Origin of the sequence: Pseudomonas sp. NPDC089407, assembly GCF_044900445.1 — a bacterium.
In the GTDB taxonomy this organism is placed as follows: domain Bacteria; phylum Pseudomonadota; class Gammaproteobacteria; order Pseudomonadales; family Pseudomonadaceae; genus Aquipseudomonas.
In genome coordinates this window covers 60,129-82,688 of sequence record NZ_JBJDNB010000026.1, presented here as the reverse complement: position 1 = coordinate 82,688, position 22,560 = coordinate 60,129, and the positions used below count along the sequence as shown (strand labels likewise).

General features: G+C 56.3%; 18 protein-coding genes. 1 reads left to right on the top strand and 17 read right to left on the bottom strand.

What is annotated here, in order from left to right:
- Positions 1-91: 91 nt before the first annotated feature.
- Positions 92-2,089: a polysaccharide biosynthesis protein gene (locus ACI2KG_RS19910; RefSeq protein WP_404662994.1), complete on the bottom strand. Its 1,998-nt coding sequence runs from the start codon at positions 2,087-2,089 to the stop codon at positions 92-94.
- A 400-nt stretch (positions 2,090-2,489) separates the two neighbouring features.
- Here ACI2KG_RS19910 and ACI2KG_RS19905 point away from each other — a divergent pair, with 400 nt between their 5' ends.
- Positions 2,490-3,659, top strand: coding sequence for an EpsG family protein (locus tag ACI2KG_RS19905; RefSeq protein ID WP_404662980.1), 1,170 nt, complete (start codon positions 2,490-2,492; stop codon positions 3,657-3,659).
- A 41-nt stretch (positions 3,660-3,700) separates the two neighbouring features.
- Here ACI2KG_RS19905 and ACI2KG_RS19900 read toward each other — a convergent pair whose 3' ends face one another.
- The 16 genes from ACI2KG_RS19900 to rpsA form a co-directional block, all read right to left on the bottom strand.
- A complete protein-coding gene (locus tag ACI2KG_RS19900; RefSeq protein WP_404662979.1) occupies positions 3,701-5,698 on the bottom strand; it encodes a polysaccharide biosynthesis protein in 1,998 nt (665 codons plus the stop codon).
- Positions 5,699-5,751: 53 nt separating this feature from the next.
- Positions 5,752-6,927: a DegT/DnrJ/EryC1/StrS family aminotransferase gene (locus ACI2KG_RS19895; RefSeq protein ID WP_404662978.1), complete on the bottom strand. Its 1,176-nt coding sequence runs from the start codon at positions 6,925-6,927 to the stop codon at positions 5,752-5,754.
- 101 nt (positions 6,928-7,028) lie between these two features.
- Positions 7,029-7,625, bottom strand: a complete 597-nt coding sequence (locus tag ACI2KG_RS19890; protein ID WP_404662993.1) for a sugar transferase — start codon at positions 7,623-7,625, stop codon at positions 7,029-7,031.
- A 42-nt stretch (positions 7,626-7,667) separates the two neighbouring features.
- A complete protein-coding gene (locus ACI2KG_RS19885; RefSeq protein ID WP_404662977.1) occupies positions 7,668-8,888 on the bottom strand; it encodes a glycosyltransferase family 4 protein in 1,221 nt (406 codons plus the stop codon).
- 6 nt (positions 8,889-8,894) lie between these two features.
- Positions 8,895-10,025, bottom strand: a complete 1,131-nt coding sequence (gene wecB / locus ACI2KG_RS19880; protein WP_404662976.1) for a non-hydrolyzing UDP-N-acetylglucosamine 2-epimerase — start codon at positions 10,023-10,025, stop codon at positions 8,895-8,897.
- Between the two features lie 25 nt (positions 10,026-10,050).
- Positions 10,051-11,163 (bottom strand): NAD-dependent epimerase/dehydratase family protein, encoded by a 1,113-nt coding sequence (locus ACI2KG_RS19875; RefSeq protein ID WP_404662975.1) that lies wholly within the window; start codon positions 11,161-11,163, stop codon positions 10,051-10,053.
- Between the two features lie 5 nt (positions 11,164-11,168).
- Positions 11,169-12,203: a polysaccharide biosynthesis protein gene (locus tag ACI2KG_RS19870; protein ID WP_404662974.1), complete on the bottom strand. Its 1,035-nt coding sequence runs from the start codon at positions 12,201-12,203 to the stop codon at positions 11,169-11,171.
- 22 nt (positions 12,204-12,225) lie between these two features.
- Positions 12,226-13,527: a hypothetical protein gene (locus ACI2KG_RS19865; protein WP_404662973.1), complete on the bottom strand. Its 1,302-nt coding sequence runs from the start codon at positions 13,525-13,527 to the stop codon at positions 12,226-12,228.
- Between the two features lies 1 nt (position 13,528).
- Positions 13,529-14,746 (bottom strand): glycosyltransferase family 4 protein, encoded by a 1,218-nt coding sequence (locus ACI2KG_RS19860; protein ID WP_404662972.1) that lies wholly within the window; start codon positions 14,744-14,746, stop codon positions 13,529-13,531.
- On the bottom strand, positions 14,743-16,059 hold the full coding sequence (locus tag ACI2KG_RS19855; protein ID WP_404662971.1) for an O-antigen translocase: 1,317 nt from the start codon (positions 16,057-16,059) through the stop codon (positions 14,743-14,745). Before ACI2KG_RS19855 ends, ACI2KG_RS19860 begins: the two co-directional genes overlap by 4 nt.
- Positions 16,060-16,213: 154 nt before the next feature.
- Positions 16,214-17,263, bottom strand: coding sequence for a Wzz/FepE/Etk N-terminal domain-containing protein (locus ACI2KG_RS19850; RefSeq protein WP_404662970.1), 1,050 nt, complete (start codon positions 17,261-17,263; stop codon positions 16,214-16,216).
- A 241-nt stretch (positions 17,264-17,504) separates the two neighbouring features.
- Positions 17,505-18,950, bottom strand: coding sequence for an MBL fold metallo-hydrolase RNA specificity domain-containing protein (locus ACI2KG_RS19845; RefSeq protein WP_404662969.1), 1,446 nt, complete (start codon positions 18,948-18,950; stop codon positions 17,505-17,507).
- Between the two features lie 100 nt (positions 18,951-19,050).
- Positions 19,051-19,314 (bottom strand): lipopolysaccharide assembly protein LapA domain-containing protein, encoded by a 264-nt coding sequence (locus ACI2KG_RS19840; RefSeq protein WP_404662968.1) that lies wholly within the window; start codon positions 19,312-19,314, stop codon positions 19,051-19,053.
- A gap of 19 nt (positions 19,315-19,333) precedes the next feature.
- Positions 19,334-19,630: an integration host factor subunit beta gene (ihfB, locus tag ACI2KG_RS19835; RefSeq protein ID WP_003252675.1), complete on the bottom strand. Its 297-nt coding sequence runs from the start codon at positions 19,628-19,630 to the stop codon at positions 19,334-19,336.
- Between the two features lie 351 nt (positions 19,631-19,981).
- Positions 19,982-20,653 carry an aspartyl/asparaginyl beta-hydroxylase domain-containing protein gene (locus ACI2KG_RS19830; protein ID WP_404662967.1) on the bottom strand — a complete coding sequence of 224 codons (672 nt, stop codon included), beginning with the start codon at positions 20,651-20,653 and terminating at the stop codon, positions 19,982-19,984.
- A gap of 221 nt (positions 20,654-20,874) precedes the next feature.
- Positions 20,875-22,551, bottom strand: coding sequence for a 30S ribosomal protein S1 (rpsA, locus tag ACI2KG_RS19825; protein WP_003252673.1), 1,677 nt, complete (start codon positions 22,549-22,551; stop codon positions 20,875-20,877).
- Positions 22,552-22,560 lie beyond the last annotated feature (9 nt).

The following is a 22,560-nucleotide window of genomic DNA, read 5'->3' as shown; positions in this document are numbered from 1 at the left end:
ACGGGCCCCAAATCTATCATGCTTCAACCTGCCCGTCTTGATGGCACTTTCATTTGCGAATTACCGCGCGCCAGTTCGAAAAAATCGATAACTAGGGGTCCAGCCGTCGCTGCTGGTAAATCCAGTCAACGATCTCCCCGTCCGGCGCATAGCCGACTACCGTTTCGCGCAACATGACACGTACACGCGGATAGTCATCGATATCCAATGCTGCCAACAATTGCCGCAGGCGCTCCTTGAGCGGCTCCCACGCTAGCAGGTCTTCGTTTGCACACATGATCATGGGGTGACGGGTGGCTATCACGTTTTCGCCAATCAGCAGTTCTTCATAAAGTTTCTCACCGGGCCGCAGGCCGGAATACTCGATTGCAATATCGCCATGGGGGTTAGACTCGCTGCGCACACTGTAGCCAGACAGGTGAATCATTTTTTCGGCCAGCTCGACGATTCGGACCGGCTCGCCCATGTCAAGCACGAACACATCCCCACCCTGCCCCATTGATCCGGCCTGGATTACCAACTGCGCTGCCTCGGGGATGGTCATGAAATAGCGGGTGATCTTCGGATGCGTGACGGTGACCGGGCCGCCCTCCCGGATCTGGCGATGGAAAAGCGGAATGACCGAGCCTGAAGAACCCAACACATTGCCGAAGCGCACCATGGTGAAACGGGTGTTGTTGACTTGGGCCACATTGTCACTGGCACCGAACAGCACCGGCGCGGGCTCCTTGCTTAATGCCTGAAGTACCATTTCCGCCAGGCGCTTGGTACTGCCCATCACGTTGGTTGGGCGTACCGCCTTGTCGGTAGAAATCAGCACGAAGTTGGCGACCCCGGCCCGCAAGGCAGCTTGGGCAGCATTGAGTGTGCCAAAGACATTGTTGTGCACGCCCTCGGCGATGTTGTGTTCGACCATGGGCACATGCTTGTAGGCTGCCGCGTGGTATACGGTGTCCACACGCCAGGTGCTCATCACATCGTACAGCTGATGCGGGTTGCGCACCGAACCCAAAATCGGCAACACAGTGGTCGGCAACGACTCGCGTGCTACACGCTGCTCCAGTTCGCCCAGGATGCTGTAGAGGTTGTATTCGCCATGCTCCAACAGCAGTAGAACCGTCGGTTCAAGCTCCAGTATCTGTCGACACAACTCGCTGCCAATCGAACCGCCCGCCCCGGTCACCAGCACCACCTGCTTGTGCACGCAGCGTGACAGCAGGTCACTCTGTGCTGGCACCGCATCCCGGCCAAGCAAATCAGCAATACCCACTTCCTGGATATCATCCACCTTGACACGACCGCTGGCCAGGTCCATGAACCCCGGAATACTGCGCACGTGCAGCGGGTACCCCTCAAGGCCGGCGATAATCTCCCGCCGGCGCGCACGGGTAATCGAAGGCATCGCCAGCAACAGCTCGTCGGCTCCGGTCAGATCAATCATCCGTTGAATATGCCGAGGGCTGAACACGTGCAGCCCACAGATAATCCTGTCGGTGATGCTGGCATCATCATCAATGAACGCGACTGGGCGCATGACCCTGCCCATTCGAAGCGCAGTCACCAATTGGTTGCCGGCCGCTCCAGCGCCGTAAATGGCCACCTTCGGCAAACCATCATCCCGAGAAGCAAAGGGAACGTGCTGGGCAGCCATGCTAAACCAGTCACCCAGAAAATATTGACGCAGCATCAAACGCAAGCCGCCGATAAGGATCAGGCTCAACCACCAGTAATTGAAGGTAATCGACCGCGGCACAACGCGCTGGTGGTCACTTGACCAATAGATGATCACCCCCAGGATGAGCGCCGACAACGTCACCGCCTTGATGATCGCAATCAATGCGTCGTTACCGAAATAGCGCATCACCGCACGGTACAAGCCAAAACGGATGAACAACGGAACGGCCACCACGGGCGCCCAGGCAAACAACCAGGCGTGGTCCTTGATCGGGCTGCTCAGGTTGTCGACGCCGAGCCTGACCATGAATGCCAGCCACAGGGCCAACCATACCAGCAGGATGTCGGTAATCACCTGCAGTATCCGCTTGTAACGCCTTGGCAGGGCCAGCAGCGAGCTGCGAAGCGTCCCCATACTCCTGTCGAACATACTTGATCCTCTCACACCAGAACCTTACAGACTTTAGTCCAGATGGCTACACATGCTGCCGCATGGCCTACCTGGGAATCACAAGGCTGTCAGCTTCTTCCTGTACACCATGGTAAGCATTGGCTGCGGTCCGGCTGTCGGGGAAGCAGCAAAAAGGCAGTGGAACTTTCTTATTCTGAGGTGCATCGTATGCCGTCGAGTCACACGGTGCCCCACGTTTAGCCAGTACTCATCTCATGGATCCGACCTATATGCTCAAAAGGAATGAAAACTCCGCATCACTTGCAAGCGGTATGCATATGGCTCAATCACGCGCTTCTGCCAGGCAGGGTGGAAGACGGTCAAATCCCGCCACCAAAACAGACGCTGATCAGCAGAGGGGCAAATGAGTTTTTATCTTTTAGTTGCCTTGGCGCTCTGGCTACTGTCGATACTAGGCATGCTATCGGTTCGCAGCACGCCGGCTGAGTGGGTACTAGGCGTTGCGCTGGTGTGGTTCGTCTGTGCGCTTCGCTATGAAACCGGTTTCGACTGGATGGTGTACGAAAGCTATTTCCAAGGTGTCGCAAGCGGCCCCTTCCTTTCGCCACCTGATAATGTAGTGGCCATGGAGCCGCTCTATTACCTGCTCAATTATGCCGTTGCCCAGTTCGGCAGCTTCCAGGTGCTGCTATTGATCGTTGGCTCGTTCAACGTCATGTGCACTGTGTATTTTTTCAAGCATTTCAATATCCGTATTGTCTTTGGCCTGGCGTACGTTTTCTGCTGGGTTTTCCTGCCGCTTGAAATGGGCACCATACGGCAATCGGTAGCGGTATCGGCCATGCTGGTGAGCATGGTGATGGTGTCCGAAGGCAAGCCGAAAACCTCGCTGCTCTGGTTCGTCATTGCCTTGGGGTTTCAGTTTTCGGCGATCATCTACGGCGTGATCTACCTGCGCAATGTGTTGCGCCCGGTAATCAAGCATGCCGTTGGCGTGGCGGTGTGCTGCGTGCTGTTCTACTGTATTGCGCCTGCCGGCATTGGCCAGGCTGTGTTGGGCTTCGTTGCCCAACTGAACTTGCCATTCATTTCCCGAAAACTGGGGTACTACGCTGAGTATGGCGGGTCACCCCGCAGCTTGGCCGGGCATGGCTTCCTGTTGCTCAACTGCCTGCTGTTGATCGCCGCCCGGTACACCCTCGACTATCTGTCGCCTCGCCAACTATTGTTGTGCAGCTTACTGCTGTGCTTGATCGCTGCTCAGGCGTTCCTGTTCGACTTTGCGCTTATCTGGAATCGCGTGCACTACCTCGCAGCGTTCGTTCAGGCCGTGTTGATTCATGACATTCTGAAATCACAGGCTTTACCGTTACGGGCACCCGGTTTCCTGTTAGCAGTCGGCGTCAGCCTCGCAGCCATTGGCATGTTCCTGCGTTCCCCAGCATCACTGCCATTCGTACCCTACCAGTCGTATGTAACCAAGGCATGGTTGAACGACCCGGGCGACGGACGTGCGCGTACACTGGAGTACTACCGAATGTTTGAAGAGGCAGAAAAAGCGCGCAACAACTGAGGCGATTAACGGCGGCAACCCGCCGCCGTTATCCAGGGAGCTCAAGCGTCGAGGCGACGCTGACGATGGATGAAGTCGACAATTTCACCCTGCGGTACATAACCGGCAACCGTCTGCCGCAAAATCTGGCGGACAGTGTCGTAATCATCCCGCTCGATCGCCGCCAGTAATTCACCAAGCTTCTGTTTCAGCACCTCCCAAGGCAAGTACTCTTCCTCAGCACTCATGATCATCGGGTGACGCGTGGCCAGCACATTGTCACCAATCAGCAGCTCCTCGTAGAGTTTTTCACCTGGGCGCAATCCAGTAAATTCCACAGTGATGTCACCATGGGGGTTACGCTCAGAGCGCAAGCTCAAGCCCGACAGGTGAATCATCTTCTCAGCCAGCTCAGCGATCAGCACCGGTTCCCCCATGTCAAGTACGAATACATCACCGCCTTGGCCCATGGACCCCGCCTGGATAACCAATTGCGCCGCTTCAGGAATGGTCATGAAGTAGCGGGTAATCTTCGGATGCGTGACCGTAACCGGGCCCCCGGCCTTGATTTGCTTGTGGAATAACGGAATGACAGAGCCTGAAGACCCCAGCACATTACCGAAGCGTACCATGGTGAACCGCGTGCGGTTTACCTGCGACACGTTACCTACATCCCCGAACAGCACCGGGGCTGCCTCATGGCTAAGGGCCTGCAGGGTGATCTCTGCCAGACGCTTGGTACTGCCCATCACATTGGTCGGGCGCACCGCCTTATCGGTAGACACCAGTACGAAGTTGGCCACCCCCGCCTGCAAGGCAGCCTGAGCGGTGTTCAGCGTGCCAATGACGTTATTCAAGACGCCTTCGGCGATATTGTGCTCGACCAATGGCACATGCTTGTAGGCTGCGGCATGGTAGACAGTGTCGACGCTCCAGTTTCGCAGTACGTCGAGCAGTTGCCGAGGGTTGCGCACCGATCCCAGAATTGGCAGAAGCCGGATCGGCAAGGCCTCTCGGGCGATGCGTTGCTCCAGTTCGGACTGGATACTGTAGAGGTTGAACTCACTGTGCTCAAACAACAGCAGTGTGCAGGGCGACAGACTGACAATTTGCCGGCATAACTCAGATCCGATCGAGCCCCCCGCCCCAGTTACCAGTACGGTCTGCCCCGCGATGCAGCGCTCAAGCAAGTCTTCCTGCGCGGGTACGGCATCACGCCCGAGCAGATCGGCGACATCGACATCCTGGATATCATCGACCTTTACCCGTCCGCTGGCCAGGTCCATGAACCCGGGAACACTGCGTACGTGCAAGGGAAAACCTTCGAGGTAGCTGAGGATCTCGCGGCGCCGCGCCCTTGAGGTCGAAGGAATCGCCAGCAGGACTTCCTCAGCACCAGTGGCCTCCAACATCTTGTGAATCTGCCCTGGCTTATACACCTGCAGACCGGAAATGACCCGTTCGGCAATGCCGTCATCATCGTCAATGAAGGCCACCGGCCGCATGACCTTGCCCATGCGCAACGCTGCAACCAGCTGATTGCCCGCAGCGCCGGCACCATAGATGGCAACCCGTGGCAGCCCGTCCTGGCGATTGGCAAAAAGCACATGTTGTGCCGTCACAAACCAGTCACCGTGGAAATACTGGCGCATACCCAGGCGCAAACCACCGACCATGATCATGCTCAACCACCAGTAGTTGAAGATGACCGAGCGTGGCACCAGCCGCTGGTGATCGCTGTACCAGTACACCACCAGGCCGAGCACCAGTGCCGACAAGCTGACCGCCTTGATGATGGCAACCAGCGCATCGTTGCCGAAGTAGCGCATGACTGCACGGTACATGCCGAAGCGAATGAACAGCGGTATGGACACTATGGGTGCCGCTACGAACAGCCAGACATGCTCAAGAACCGGGTTGGCCAGCTCATCGATGCCCAAACGCACCAGAAAAGCCAGCCACAATGCCGCCCAGACCAGCACAATGTCTGTAATGACTTGCAGCAGGCGCTTGTATCCCCGCGGCAGGGCTAAAAGCCATGCTCTCATTCTATTAATCATGCTTCCAGTTCCATGGCAGTTCACTCACTAAAGGTCATCCAGGCTTCGCACTATCATTCTGCAGCGAGGGCCATTACCTCCTTGAGTACCTGGCAGGTCTTGTCGATTTCCCTTGCACTCAGTGTCGGATGCACAAGGAACATCAGGCTGGTTTCCCCAAGTGCCTGGGCAACCGCGAAACGCTGCTGCGGCCGCCAACCCGTGCCGTCGAAGGCTTTTTCCAGATACACTTCCGAGCAAGAACCTGAATAGCAAGGCACGCCCCGCTCGACGATTTCATTGATGATGCGGTCGCGCGACCAGCCCGCACGCAGGGCCTGCGGCTCCACGAACACATAGCACTTGTAGGCGGCATGCACTACATCGTCCGGCACCTGCGGCACGCGCAGGCCAGGCAAGTCACGGGCACAGCCCCAGATGGCATCGGCATTGGCGACACGCGCCTGGTGCCAGCCCGGCATGCGCCGCACCTGGATGCGCCCGATCGCACCTTGCATTTCCATCATTCGCCAGTTGGTACCGAAGCTCTCGTGCAACCAGCGGAACCCTGGTGCATGTTCGCGGTGGTAAACCGCTTCGTAACTCTTGCCATGGTCCTTGAACGCCCACATGGCCGACCACAGCGCATGGTCGTTGGTGGTGATCATTCCTCCTTCACCACCGGTGGTCATAATCTTGTCCTGGCAGAACGACCACGCCCCCACATGGCCGATCGAGCCGACTGGACGTCCTTTGTACTCTGCCCCATGGGCCTGCGCGCAATCCTCGATCACTTTGAGGCCGTGCTTGTCAGCCAGCGCCATGATCGGGTCCATATCGCATGGCCAACCCGCCAAATGCACGCAGATGATGCCGCGTGTCTGTGGTGTCAGCACGGCCTTGATGGTCTCTGCGGTGATGTTTTGGGTGTCTTCGTCAACCTCGGCAAAAACCGGAATAGCGCCTGCATTGACGATGCTCGACACAGAAGCCAGGAAGGTCCGTGGCGTAACAACGACTTCGTCACCTGCTCCAATGCCCAGCGCCTGCAAGGCCAGGTCAAGTGCAACGGTGCCGTTGGCCAAGGCAATGGCATAGTCCGTGCCTACCCAGGCCGCGAACTCCTTCTCGAATGCTCGACACTCCTGGCCTGTCCAGTAGTTGACCTTGTTGGAAAGCACGACATCACGAACCGCATTGGCTTCCTCTTCAGTAAAGGAAGGCCAAGGGGAAAAAGGAGTATTCAGCACTTTGCGTACCTGTCATGAAAATAGATCGACTCGCCCGGGCACTGTGTCACCCAGCGTGTTTTGAAGAACGACTGATTTTTGCTCGTGACTGCCGTCGTCAGTCACTTGCGTGAACCCGTGAACCTGGCCATCGTTGCCTCACCCTGCGCACTGATACCGTCGCGTACGACCACCTTGCGAACCGTCAGGAAAATGATCTTCAGGTCCAGCCAGAATGTGCGTTTGTCGACATACCACGTGTCGAGTTTGAATTTGTCCTCCCAGCTCAGTGCATTACGGCCATTGATTTGCGCCCACCCCGTAACGCCGGGGCGAACTTCATGGCGCCGCGCTTGCTCAGCGTTGTACAAAGGCAGGTATTCCATCAGCAACGGCCGAGGGCCTACCAGGCTCATATCGCCCTTGATCACATTCCATAGCTCAGGCAATTCATCAAGGCTGCTGGCACGCAGGAAACTGCCGAATGGCGTCATGCGCTCCGCATCAGGCAGCACGTTGCCGCGAGCATCCACAGCATCGCGCATGGTACGAAACTTGACCATCTCAAAAGGCTTGCCATGCATCCCGGGGCGTACCTGCCTGAACAGCACCGGCGAGCCCAAGCGACGATGGATCATCAACGCCACGATGGCAATGACGGGCGACAATAGAAACAGGCCAATGCTGGCCGCTAGAACATCGAACAATCGCTTCAACATCTCAATTCCTGACTGGATCAATGGATGGCCGCTGTCGCGCTGTTATTCATGCAAACGCCTGAAATGCTCGCCAAACCGCTGCGCACCGACCTTCAGAGACAATTCACGCTGGTAGAAGCGTGCCGCCCGCTCGCCCATTTGCGTGCGTGCATGGAGGTCCAGCGCTGCCAGCTTCATGCAGGCTTCGGCCAATGAGCGGGCATTTTCCGGCTCGACCACAAGGCCACAGTCTGCCGCTCTCACAAGGTCCGCCGCGTCACCCTCGACCGCCATTAGCAGCGGCTTGCCAACTGCCATGTACGCCTGGGTCTTGGAGGGAATGGTGATGGCAAACAACGGGTCCTTCTTCAAGTGCACCAGCAGCGCATCAGCATTGGCCAGATAGGCACTGACCTGACTCATGGGTACACCTGGCAGGAAGGTGACATTGTCCAGACGCCGTTCACTGGAGAGCGCTTTCAAACGCTCGACGTCCACCCCGCCACCCAGGAAAACCAGCGAAATACCGGGTGCCCGCTCCTTGAGCATAGCCGCCGCCTCGATCACCGCATCCAATGCCTGCGCCTTGCCTATGTTTCCGGCAAAAAGTACGCGAAAATACGATGGCGCGGGGAAGCCGACAGGGGCCTCTACCCCCTTTGCACACACCAGTTCTTCGGCACACCAGTTGTAGATCACGTCGATTTTTGCAGCAGGAACACCACGCTCGATCAGCAACCGCTTGAACCCGGGCGACAGCACTACGATCTGGTCCGAACACCGATAGACCCAGTCGCAAACACGACCGACCACGCGCAGCGCCCGTTCGTTCGAAAACATACCCGTCGCCCGCAACGTATCAGGCCACATGTCCTGAATGTCGTAGACGACCGGAACCCTGCGGAACAGGCGGATCAGCGCTGCAGACATGCCAACCGTCAATGGTGGGTGGTACGCATAGATAACATCAGGCCTGCGCGCCCCGAACAGCCCGTACAACAAGCTACTGGCTGCGAAACTCACATAGTTGAGCACGCGACCGAGCCCGCCCTGCCCATGGCTGGGGTAGAGCGGGACACGGGTAACCCGCACGCCATCGATGATTTCACGCTGAATGAGCTTTACCCGATAACCCGGGTAAATCTTGCCTCCCGGGTAATTAGGGAATCCGGTGATGACCTCGACCTCGAAGCCTTGGGCCACCAGCTCACGAGCGAAGACCAACCCCTTGAAGGTTGGCTCTGGATCGAACCATTGGGTCAGCAGCAGTATGCGTGTGGCCATGGGCAATCAGTACCTTCTCCAGACAGTACGCATTACGTAGTCCCGGTAACTGTGGATAATCCGCACAACCTTTTCCGAAACGTTGGGCATGCTGTAATCCTCGACCAGACGCAGGCCGCGCAGCTCGCCGCGCGGCTGGCTTTCCAGCAAGGCCAGCCCCTGCAGCACGCGCTCTACCTCAAGCCCAGCCATCATCACTGCGGCCTCTTCCATGCCTTCCGGGCGCTCGTGTGCCTCTCTCAGGTTCAGCGCAGGGAAGTTGAGGATCGACGATTCTTCGTTGATCGTCCCGCTGTCAGACAACACGGCCTTGGACGAAAGCTGCAGCTTGTTGTAATCGGTGAACCCAAGCGGCTTGAGCAAACGCACGTTAGCGTGGAACTTCACGCCAAGGGCATCCACACGCTTTTGCGTGCGCGGGTGGGTGGAAACGATCACCGGCAGGTCATAGTGTTCTGCCACCGTATTGAGCACGTCGACCAGCTTGAGGAAGTTCTTGTCTGTGTCGATGTTTTCTTCACGATGCGCACTCACCACGAAGAAGCGCCCCTCCTCCAGCGCTAGGCGCTGCAAGACCGCGGAGCTTTCGATCGATGGCCGATAGTGGTTGAGCACCTCGAACATCGGGCTACCGGTCTTGATCACCATGTCCGGAGACAGGCCCTCGCGCAGCAGATAGTCGCGGGCAATGGTGCTATAGGTCAGATTTATATCTGCAGTGTGGTCGACGATGCGGCGGTTGATCTCCTCAGGAACGCGCATGTCGAAACAGCGGTTGCCGGCTTCCATGTGGAAGGTCGGGATCTTGCGACGCTTCGCCGGGATCACGGCCATGCAACTGTTGGTATCACCTAGCACCAGCAGGGCTTCCGGCACGACTTCAGCCAGCACCTTGTCCACTGCGATGATTACGTTGCCGATGGTCTCGGCGCCTGTCGCACCCGCCGCATTAAGAAAGTGGTCCGGTTTGCGGATACCCAGGTCGTTGAAGAAAATCTCGTTCAATTCGTAATCGTAGTTTTGCCCGGTATGCACCAATACATGCTCGCAGTGCTGGTCCAGCGCAGCCATGACCCGGGACAGCCGGATGATCTCTGGGCGCGTCCCTACAACAGTGACAACCTTCAGCTTTTTCATTTCTCTTCCTTACTGATGCAGTCGCTCAAGCGGTCAGGGGCTTGGCATAGGTATCGGGGAGCGCCCGGTCAAAGATCTCGTTGGCCCATAGCATGACTACCATCTCTTCATCACCGATGTTGGTGATGTCATGGGTCCAACCAGGCACGGTTTCCACGATCACCGGTTTGTCACCACTGGTTTGCAGTTCATAGAACTCCCCCGACACCATATGACGGAACCGGAAGTTTGCAGTGCCCTTGATGACTAGAAACTTTTCGGTCTTGGTGTGGTGGTAGTGGCCACCGCGGGTGATACCTGGATGCGCAGTGAAATAAGAAAATTGGCCGCTGTCACGCGTCTTGAGCATTTCGACGAAGACACCACGCTCATCACCGTGCCGGGGTACCTCGTACGTAAAACGCTCTTCGGGCAGATAGCTGACGTACGTAGAGTACAAGGCACGCAGGAAACCGGTGCCAACCGGCTCGGTGATCAAGTTGTCGCGACTGGCCTTGAAAGCATGCAGATGATCAGCGATTTCGCCCACACTGGCGTTGTATTGCGGCTGCACCTCGACGGCCCCTTTGCCGGCATGCTCGCCGCGCATGATCTCGAGGAAGCAGCGGACAACGTCGTCGATGTATACAAGGCTGATACGTGCGTCGCGATCATTGACCTGGATCGGCAAGTCCCGCGCAATGTTGTGGCAGAACGTGGCAACTGCAGAGTTGTAGTTCGGTCGCGCCCACTTCCCAAAGACGTTCGGCAAACGCAGTAAGTACACCGGTGCAGCAGTGGCTTGCGCCAACTCCTCCAGGACTTCTTCCGCCCCACGCTTGCTGGCGCCATACACGTTGTCCAGAGCGGCTTGGGTCGACGAGGTGTAGAGCAACGGAATCGCCCGTCCGGTAGCCCGCATGGCATCCGCCAGGGCCCGCGTCAGATTGACATTGCCAGTGGTGAACTCTTGAGGATCCTGCGGACGGTTGATACCTGCCAGGTGGAAAACGAATTCGGCCTGCGCCACCTTTGCCGGCAGGCTGGCGACCTCATCGTTGCGGGTAAACGTATCAATGACAATACCCGGCTGCTCACGCAGATGCACCATCAGGTTCTTGCCGATGAAACCGTCTGCCCCTGTAATCAATACATGCATGAGGGTCACTCCTCTGGCACCGCGTGTTCACCACGCGCAATGGCCTGCATGAAATCGAGCTTGAGCAGCAAGCGCTGCATGCCCTCAACGTCCAGCCGCTCAGTGTTATGCGAATTGTAATCTTCAGTGCGGGAAATCTTCTCCTCACCCTGCTCCACGAACTTGGCGTAATTCAGATCACGCAAGTCTGGCGGCACACGGTAGTAATCACTCATGTCCTGCGCGCAGACCATCTCCTCGCGGCTGAGCAGCGCCTCATAAAGCTTTTCACCATGCCGGGTACCGATCACTTGAATCGGATGCTCGGGTTTGCCCATCAGGCCGGTGAGAGCTTCAGCCAGCGTCTGGACAGTAGCAGCCGGTGCCTTCTGCACGAACAGGTCACCGTTTTCACCGTGTTCGAAGGCAAACAGCACCAGATCAACCGCGTCTGACAGGGTCATCATGAAGCGGGTCATGTTGGGGTCGGTCAGGGTCAATGCCTTGCCAGCACGGATCTGCTCAACAAACAACGGGATCACCGACCCCCGCGAGGCCATGACATTGCCGTAACGTGTGCCGCAAATCACAGTTCGGGTGCTATCCACATTACGTGACTTGGCCACCATGACTTTTTCCATCATCGCCTTGGAAATACCCATGGCATTGATCGGGTAGACTGCCTTGTCGGTACTCAGACATACAACACGCTTGACGCTGTTCTGAATAGCCGCCTCGAGCACGTTCTCGGTACCCAGGACGTTGGTCTTGACCGCTTCCAGCGGATGAAACTCGCAGGAAGGCACCTGCTTGAGCGCGGCCGCATGGTAGATGAAGTCCACACCCCGGCTGGCATTCAGTATGCTCTGGTAGTCACGGACATCACCGATATAAAACTTCAGCTTGCTATTGGCATAGCGCTTGCGCATGTCATCCTGCTTCTTTTCATCGCGGCTGAAGACACGGATTTCCGCAATGTCGCTGTCCAGAAATCGCTTCAGGACAGCATTGCCGAAAGAACCCGTGCCACCGGTGATCAGCAGTGTTTTACCTTTGAACATGACAACCTCTTGGAATTTCTAATTAGACTTCATCCATGCCCGCGCCAGAGCCTCTCTGTTTTAGCCAGACCATCAGCCAAAACACAAATGCAAAATAGGCATCGAGCGTCTGCGTCAATTGGTTATTAGCCGGCATATACAACACGGACAGCGTCAGAAACAAAAATACCAGTGCCCCCGCCTCACTGCCCTTGAGCAATGCACTTTTCCAGGCACTTCCCCACAGGTAGCCCATTATCAGGATCACCAGTGGCACCAGCGGGAAACTCACATCGCTGGCAATCCATGTGAACAGGGTCGACCACTGGGCGGTATCGCTCCAGCCCGCCAGGTCAACCTTGTGCAAGTAACTGCGTTCGTACAGGGCCTCATCGACAACCTTTGAGTAATTGCTCATGAGGAACGACGAGTGCCCCAACCCCAGCGTGGAGGTGAAGTCTTCCTTCAGCGCCAGCGACAAGCCGTAGTACCCTTGGGCCATATAGCCAGTCAGCATTTCAAACGCGAAGTTCATTTTGCTCGACAGAGGGTCATCACTGGGAGAGCGCTGCGTGCAGACCACCCCACCCGCAACACAGAAATCGCTGTTGCCCCCCATACGGGCTTCCTTGCGCTCCAGAAACAAGGCAAATGTGGCTAGCAGCAATATCAGTAACAACAGGGCCGCCCCGAACATCTTCGCTGCGCTAAACGGAAAACGCCGATGACGGATACACGCCTGGCCAACGAGGATCATGAATGAGCCCCCCAGAAAAACCAGCAGGTCTCCGGTTTCGCGGTCAGTACCTCGCATCAGCGAAAAAATCAGAATGGCACTGATATGTCCAACCAGCAGCAGAATATCCACCCACCTCAACGATCGCCAATTGAGGATTGCAAATGGGATGACGCAACAGACAAAGGGTGCAAGAAGGCCCCGCGCGAGTGCCACATGGATACGAATACCTGACTCGTTGGTCTCCAGCGCCTTGAGCATTTCCTGATAGGCAGCCCCTTGATCACCGAGGACGCCAAGCACATCCCATGGCCACTTGCCGGTATAGGCGTAGGTAGAAGGAATTGACAGCGCTATGCTTGCCAGTGCGCCAATTCGATAGTACCTGCGCCAATTCAGCAGCGGCCGCCCTGGCGCTTGGGTGTAGCCGCCCATCGTGTAGCCCAGACCCAACGCAAACAATGTCACCAGCAGAAAGCCCAGCAATACGCCGCCATTGCTCACCGGCCACCCGAAGGGACCGAAAAAGAACAACATCAGCGTTATTCCCAGGTACAGCATGCCCAATTGCAATGGCAAATAGCGAAGGCTGGCAAATATCGATGGCATGTTAGCGCTCCGAGTGCCCAGCCTGGCTCAACAACTGCCGGATGACCAGTTCTACGTCGAAGTGCTCAGCCATGCACGCCGGCCCCCTTTGCGCCATCTGCGCCAGCCGCTGATCATCGCCCAGCAGTTGCTCGATACAGGCGTGAAGCCGCAAAGGTTCGCCTGCTTCAACGCACACACCAACGCCCTGTTCAACGATGAATTCGCCATAATCGGTGCTTTGCTCGACCGAGGCGACAATCGGCAAACCCAGGCGCAGGTAATCAATGGTCTTGGAAGGAAAACTCGGGACATCCACATCACGCACCGTGCAAACCAGCGCAGCATCGCAGGATTGAGCAATTTCGAGATATCGCTCACGCGGCACCCTGGCTATCCAGGTGAGGTTACCGTGGCCCTCGTTCAAATAAGCCTGGACAAGGCCCTCCAGGGTGCCACTACCCATGATCAGAAAATGGCTGCGCGAGCCTCCATGTGCAGCAAGTCGGGCGACCTCCAGAAGGTCTTCCACTCCACGGCCATGCACCAGCTGCCCGCCAAATACGACAACCGGCCGGTCTGCGGGTAACCCGGCAGCCGCGCGTACCTGTGCTGAATCAACCGCAACGACAGGGGCGTTACCGCCCCAGATTGGCAGGATATGAATACCTTGCACGGCTCGCAGGCGATAATGCCGCTTCAGGTAAGATACGTTTGCAGGTGACATGCAGCCGACATGGTCGAACGAGCGAATCAGCATGTTTTCAAACCATTTCGCCAACCGAAAGACTAAGCCGGACGGCATCAGGCCGATTTGTTGCTGATGGTGCGGAAAGAAATCCCAAAGCACCATGTAGGAAGGCGCACGCCCGATAAAGCGCTGCCACAACAATGGCAGGGCCATGGTCACAGCCGGAGAGAAGCCGATCAGCAGATCGATGCGGCGGCAGCGTGCCGTTTCGCGCAACAGTTTGACGACGCGCAGAGAGGATCCCGCCCACTTCGCCAGGCGCCTCACCAGCGGTAGCCGCGAGTTGACATGCAATGGCACCAGTGAAGTGACTTCTACCCCTCTGGAAGTGATGAAGCGCTGATCCGGCTCGCCCGCTTGAGCCCACCAGTCGAGATTGATCACGGTGACCGAATGCCCCTGCCCTTGCAAAGCTGCCGCCATCTCATTAGTCAGCCAAGGATCACTCTCCTGCCGCGAGAACTTGGTGCAAAGCATGACGATATTCACGAAGGCTTCCTTTTCATCCAGATCAGCAAACCGAAAGCCATCACGATCGTTAATGACAGGTAAGTGAACAGGTGAGCATAGACTGGCGCCATGACACCAGTATTATCAAACAGCATGCTGAAGGCGCAAACCAGCACGACGCCTTGCAATAACTCGAAAACAAAGGACACGCGCACTATGCCGCGCGCCATGAACAAATATGAAATCGACGCCGCAATCGTGCGCAGCACATCCCCCGCCATTTGCGGCACAAGTAGCTGGGTCATCGGCAGGAAATCGCTGGAAAACACCAAGATAATAAGGAAGTTGCGTAAAAAATAGAAAACTGCGAACCCTGACAGCAGCACCACCACCAGCGCCGAGACACTCCCCAGCCATTCCTTGAAAACCTGCCGCTTGTCGGCCGCCGCCGCAATGCGAGGCAACACGAAGTTGATCAATACCACGCCCATGAACTGCATATACACGTCGGACAGCTTGATCACCCCTTGCCATTGCCCAACCTGCTCCCAACCCTGCGACGCACCCAGCGCATCACGCATATACAACTGGGCCAGTGGAACAGACAGGGCACCGATCAGGGTCACCATGGAAAATGACATCAATAGCTTCATGCGGCCACGCTCGAATGACCAGCGGCAGGCCTGCAGAAGCACGCGCCGACTGACTACGGCATAGAACACTGCGCACAGCCCGACCATTGCGGGCATGAGCACCACAGCATAGGTTGCCCCTATGAAGCCCCTATACCAGACAGCCATAATGACCAGCCCTGCGCCCACAAGCGTGCCCGCAACGGTGATCAACGAAAATGTACGACTGTCGCCACGACTGCTGGCTTCGGCCAGCGGTAAATTGCCATACGCGATGACAACCTGGCTGACTGCCAGCACGGTAAAAAGAAGTGCTCCCACACCCGGTAGGAAATAGCTGGACAGCGTCGAAGAAAGTGCGAACAGCAACACCGCCACCGCACCGCTGACAAGTGCTGAGAGTGTAAAAGCAGAGGCGTACCAGACTTTACCTTCGGCACCGCCCAGCGGAGCCTTGGCAAGCACTTTGATCAGGCCATTGGTGATACCGCCGCCAGCCAACATGCCTACGATCGCGACAAGTGTCATTAACTGGCCCAACAAACCGAAACCTTCAGGCCCCAATTTCCAGGCAAGAACCTTGATGACTAACAAGCCTGCAAGTGTTTTAACAAGTACGGTAGAGCCGAAATAGAGGCCTGCTTTTATTCTTGACAAATCTGTTGCCCCATTCAACGCTTCCATGCAAAACAAAACAAAATAAAATCGGCGCTTGAGCACACCCTGAAACCAGATCCGGATACCTCAGGATGCACCCCCCCAAAAAAAGAGGGGGCGGATTGTGCAATCCTTTAATTGGTTTGCCTACTGCACCAGCTCCTTGTCTTTCAGTTTCTGTGCCACTGCATTGTTGATAAAGCGCTAAGTACGCATGTCATACCGTTCTCGAACGCGCAGTACGCAGCCCCCGATAGAGCGCCAGACAAACCCCCAGCAACAAGCCTGTCACCACCCCAAGCATTACAATCAAGCTTTTTCTCGGCTTGATGGGACGGTCAGGAACTTCGATAGCACCGTCCTGGCGATAGACTTGAACTGCCTCAGTATTCAGTTGAAGATCACGATAGAAGCTCATCGTCTCTTGTCGCTCGCGTAGATCCCTGACGAACGGATCATCCGAACGGCGCTTGCGTAAGTTATCGATTTCTGCCTCAAGCGCTTTGACACCTCGCATGTAAGTCAGGCTGCCGTCCATACCCGCCGACACCTCAGTAGCCAGCGTGTTGGATATCAGTGGTGGCTTTTCCAGACCGATGGTCCTGGCAACCTTAAGTGCTTCCGACAAGCGTACGATCTGATCCTCTCGAATATTGCGCGCCGCCTCGCGAGCCCCCGAGATCAGCCGTTCAAGGTTGTTGGCAGTGGCCAGGGCATCCGCGCGCAGGTCCTTGGCCAAGTCCCGCTTGGTCCAGTCACTGGCCATCTGTGCATATTGGGCGACCCACTGCGCGGCGGTTTTCGGGTCTGGCAGATCCGCCGCCACATAGAAGCGATCAGGCGCAAGAGGGCTGACCGCCGCAATACTCAATACCTTGTTGAAATCAGCGTACAGGGCATCCTGGGACCCTTGCCGCTGGGCCTCATCCAGGCTTGGCAAGTAGACCTCACGAAAAAACTTTCTACGCAACGCCTGAGACTGCAAGTTGCCGAGATAGAAGGCATAAACATCCTTTACCGATAGCCTGCCGAGCCCCGCCCCCTCACCCCGACCGATATTGACTTGGGAAATATCATCCTGTGACGGCGGCTGAACAACTACCCTGGCTTGATAAACAGGCGTCGAAAGCAAGGCATAAGCGAGCGCTGCCAACGCAACGATTGCAGTCACAACCGCGATCAGTAACCTTTGCGCCCACAACCAACCGATCAACTGGAAAAGGTCGACATCTTCGTTACTGCTCAAGCGCTCAGGCAGATTGCGCATGCTTTCTAATGTTCCTTGAATCAGTATTTTTGGATTCCCTTGGCGATCAGCTATGGCGTTTGGCATATAGCCACATAGCTGAGGGCCGCTTCTTCGCTCTCCGGCCCGGCAACCTGCCAGCGGTAATATTTGAAGCGAATGCGCCGCCTACACTACAGTGAAAGCTGCGCTCAAAGTAGGGGAATTTCAAAAAAAACGCCCAAGCCACCACAGGGTGAACCGTGATTACACTTCGGACGTGTCAGGGAATAGCTACGTCGATGTCTAACCCCTCATCCCGCGCCTTTCGCCTCAGCGCGCTTGCCAACGAGGCCTTCGCCTCACGCTCCCCATGCACCAGCAGAACCCTTTTTGCTGGCTGGCCAGCGCCCAGAGCAAACCTGATCAGACCTTGCTGATCGGCATGAGCCGAATAGCCTGGCAAGGTCATCACTTTCGCCCTGATTTCGTACATATCTCCATCCAGGTCAAGCTGAACGAACCCTTGGACGCCCTCGCTCGCCTGTATTACCGCCCCTGGCGTACCTTTTGCCTGATACCCGACAAATACAACCTCGTGACGAGGATCGCCCAGCATCGCCTTAAGGTAATTGACGATTCGCCCGCCGGCACACATACCATTTCCGGCAATGACAATTGCTGGTCGCCCAGTGCTCTTCAGATAGTTGACCACCTTCTGGTGCTTTGCATGAGTATCCACGCAAACCAGTTGAGAAAACGCCAATGGTGCCCGGCCCTCACCCAGTCGCTGCCGAGCCTCGCAACGCCAGTACTCGTGCAACTCAAGATAAGTTCCAGTGATGCGCTGGGCCAACGGCGAGTCGAGGATTATCGGCAAGCGCGACCATTCGATCAACCCGACCGGATCATCACCCAATGCCGGGAGCTCGCTTTTGAGCAACGACTTACGATAAAGAATATCTTCGAGCTCATAGAGTAACTCCTGGGTACGACCAAGGCTGAATGCCGGTATCAGGACAGTGCCGTTATCGGCCAGTGCCCGTTCAATCAGCGCTTCGAGCCGCTGCTGACGATCACAGCGCCCGGCGTGCATACGGCCACCGTAGGTACTCTCCAGCACCAAGGTGTCAGCCCGCTCTGGCGGCCGAACCGGGAAAAGCAAAGGGTTACCGGGCGCGCCAAGATCACCTGAAAACACAACGCGCGAAGGTTTTTGATCACCCTGTACTCGTACATCACATTCTACATAGGCAGACCCAAGCAGATGACCAGCTCGCTGCAAGCGAATGGCACAAGCCAACTCACTTTGCTCTAACGCACAATGCCATTGACCAAAAGGAACCGGGACGATGAGACGATTTAAAAGCGCCAGGTAGCGTTCGACCTGCACGGGATCAGTACTGACGGCTAGCTTGATGGCGTCTTCCAGCACTAGCGGCAAAAGCCTGGCAGAGGGCTCGCTGCACAGGATGCTGCCGCGAAAACCAGCAGCCAGCAACGCAGGGATACGCCCCACATGGTCAATGTGTACGTGAGTGACAACCAGTGCCTGTATGCCCGCAACATCAAAACCCAAAGGCGTGAATTGAGCCCCTACAACTTCATCGCGCCCTTGCTCCAGACCGCAGTCGATCAATAGGCTTGTGGCCGGACCCAGATGCAACTGATGGCACGAACCGGTTACACCTCTGGTGCCACCATGGTGGGAAATGGCGGGGAATTCCATACTGACTCACGCTCACAGGATCGAATGAAGTCCGCTATTACTCCATGACGACCGGCGCAAGAACAGGTGAATTAACCTTGTTTGAGGGTAGGAACTTTCCCTAATTGCCGCTCAGTGCAGCCTCGCGAGCAGAGGCCTTGATCTTGCGCTTGCTGAGCTGCACGCCATAAGCCCCTAACAACGGGCCGACTGCAAGACCTACCACCAAAGCCGCCAGCACCAGCACAGCGACCGGCATCGCCGGCGCGACCCAGCCAAACAGCGTCAACGATACGGCCTGCTGGTTCTCCAGCACGAAGAACAGCACCACAGCCGCCAAGAGCAGCACGAACACCGCCGCCAGGGCGCGCTTGAGGTTACGCATCAGATTGCTCCTTGATTGATCAGGCTTCGGCCTCGTCTTCTTCGTTGACCCGGTCGCGCAGCTCTTTACCGGGCTTGAAGTGCGGCACGAACTTGCCTTCGAGGCTGACCGACTGGCCGGTCTTTGGGTTACGACCCACGCGAGGGGCGCGATAGTGCAGCGAGAAGCTGCCAAACCCGCGGATCTCGATGCGATCGCCAGTCGCCAGACATTGTGACATCTGCTCAAGCATGGTCTTGATGGCCAGCTCCACGTCCTTGGACGAGAGCAGCCCCTGATGGGTGACAATACGTTCGATCAGCTCCGACTTCGTCATATTTTTCCCTTCGTTATCAAGCAGCTAGATCATTGCTTAACCAGTTTGTAGCACGCCGGGAAGGATTTGAACAGGGTGGATCTTGACTTAATAAAAAAATTCAAGATTGAAGTAATTCAAGAATGGTCTACCGTGCGAGGCAGCTGCAACCGGGCCTCTTGTCAACGCGCGCCCTGCAGCGCCGGGTTCATTGGCACAACCGCCCCAATACAGGCACGCGCACACTTCAGGCTGCGCTTGCCTACCAGAAGAAACGGGCCTGGGCCACTTCACCCAGCAAATCGGGCCGCTAGGCAAAGCGACCAAATGACGACCATGCGACTCTGCAGCAAGGGAACCCGCTACCAAAGCCTATTTGACGTCTTTTTTGCCAAACACTCGCCAGGCGACGAATTTTTTCAGCATCTGCATTTGCGCGAGGAAATACCTGGGATCCTTCCAGATATTGACCAGTATTGATTTCAGGAAACTGGCACCCAAAATCGATACAAAGTACAAATCATGAACCCTGCCTTGCAGGTTCTTGGCTGGCAGATGACGCTTCACTGCGTTACTGATCTGGCATTCAATAACAATATGTACGCGTGTCTGGTCGCTTTCATTCCTGACCTCATGAAGAAATGAAGTATCCAGTGCCCAGAGCTCCCCCGGGGACATGATGACACGCGCCTTTGATACATTGAAATGGACCTTATCATTGGTGATGACAGGAACATGGAAGCGGAGTCGCGCATTGCTGGACGCGCCAGTCAGATCGCGATGCGGATGAAGTACAGCCCCTGGAGACAAGTAATAGAAAACACAAATCCCATTTTTTTCCGCACCCAAAAAGTCATAGATTTTCGCAGCAAATGGATGATCCTCGGGGGCAAGGTCTACCTTGTGCCACTGAATACTCTGGTACTTACCGCTCTCGTGCACACTGGACTTTCCCTGCTCCAATGCAACAGCTAAGCCAGCGATTTCTTCAATTTCGTCAGCATCAAAAAAATCTTTTTGAATTAAAAATGCACCAGTATTCATCTATTTTCTCATTTGAGTTCTTTAGCTTGAACCAGGCGTTTCCGTGGTGGTAGCGAACGCGTTACGCCGCTAAGGTTATAGCAGCAAATGGACGTTTCCAAGTGCTACGCGCAAACCAGCGCATTCTCGCCAGGCGCTAGAACGCCAACCAGCGATCATCCTGGAAGCAGCCCAAAAAAAGGGCGACCCGAGGGTCGCCCTTTTTACCGATCAAACAGAACTCAGTTCTGTTTGGCCATTGCTTCGCGCAGCAGCGCAGCCATGGTGGTGTCGGCAGCAGCTTCCGGAGCGTTTTTCAGGCTCTGGATAGCTTCGCGCTCTTCAGCGTCGTCTTTCGATTTGATCGACAGGCTGATAACGCGGGACTTGCGGTCAACGCTGATGATCTTGGCTTCGATCTCTTCGCCTTCCTTCAGAACGTTACGCGCGTCTTCAACGCGGTCACGGCTGATTTCGGAAGCTTTCAGAGTGGCTTCGATGTCGTCGGCCAGGGTGACGATGGCGCCTTTGGCGTCAACTTCTTTCACGATGCCCTTGACGATAGCGCCCTTGTCATTGACAGCAACGAAGTTGGAGAACGGATCGTCTTCCAGCTGCTTGATGCCCAGGGAGATGCGCTCGCGCTCTGGGTCGACCGACAGGATGACGGTTTCCAGCTCGTCGCCCTTCTTGAAACGACGTACGGCTTCTTCGCCGGTTTCGTTCCAGGAGATGTCGGACAGGTGAACCAGGCCGTCGATGCCGCCGTCCAGACCGATGAAGATACCGAAGTCGGTGATCGACTTGATGGTACCGGTGATCTTGTCACCCTTGTTGAACTGGCCGGAGAAGTCTTCCCATGGGTTGGACTTGCACTGCTTGATGCCCAGGGAGATACGACGACGCTCTTCGTCGATGTCCAGAACCATGACTTCCACTTCGTCGCCAACCTGAACGACTTTCGACGGGTGGATGTTCTTGTTGGTCCAGTCCATTTCGGAAACGTGTACCAGACCTTCAACGCCTTCTTCCAGCTCAGCGAAGCAGCCGTAGTCGGTCAGGTTGGTAACGCGAGCTTGTACGCGAGTACCTTCTGGGTAACGGGCAGTGATAGCTACCCACGGATCTTCGCCCATCTGCTTCAGACCCAGCGAAACGCGGTTGCGCTCACGGTCGAACTTCAGAACGCGTACGTCGACTTCGTCGCCAACGTTAACGATTTCCGATGGGTGCTTGATGCGCTTCCAGGCCATGTCGGTGATGTGCAGCAGGCCGTCGATACCGCCCAGGTCCACGAATGCGCCGTAGTCGGTGAGGTTCTTGACGATACCTTTGACTTGCTGGCCTTCCTGCAGGGTTTCCAGCAGGGCTTCGCGCTCGGCGGAGTTCTCGGCTTCCAGCACGCTGCGACGGGAAACGACAACGTTGTTGCGCTTCTGGTCCAGCTTGATGACCTTGAATTCCAGCTCTTTGCCTTCCAGGTGGGTGGTGTCGCGCACTGGGCGGACATCAACCAGGGAGCCCGGCAGGAACGCACGGATGCCGTTAACGTCGACAGTGAAGCCGCCCTTAACCTTACCGTTGATAACGCCCTTGACCACTTCTTCGGCAGCGAAAGCAGCTTCCAGAACAATCCAGCACTCGGCGCGCTTGGCTTTTTCACGGGACAGCTTGGTTTCGCCAAAGCCGTCTTCGACCGCGTCCAGCGCAACGTGAACTTCGTCACCGACCTTGATGGTCAGTTCGCCAGCTTCGTTGTAGAACTGCTCGAGCGGGATGACACCCTCGGACTTCAGGCCAGCGTGTACGGTAACCCAGTCGCCGTCGATGTCGACAACGATACCGGTGATGATGGCACCCGGCTGAAGATTGAGGGTTTTCAGGCTTTCTTCAAAGAGTTCTGCAAAGCTTTCGCTCATTTTAATTCC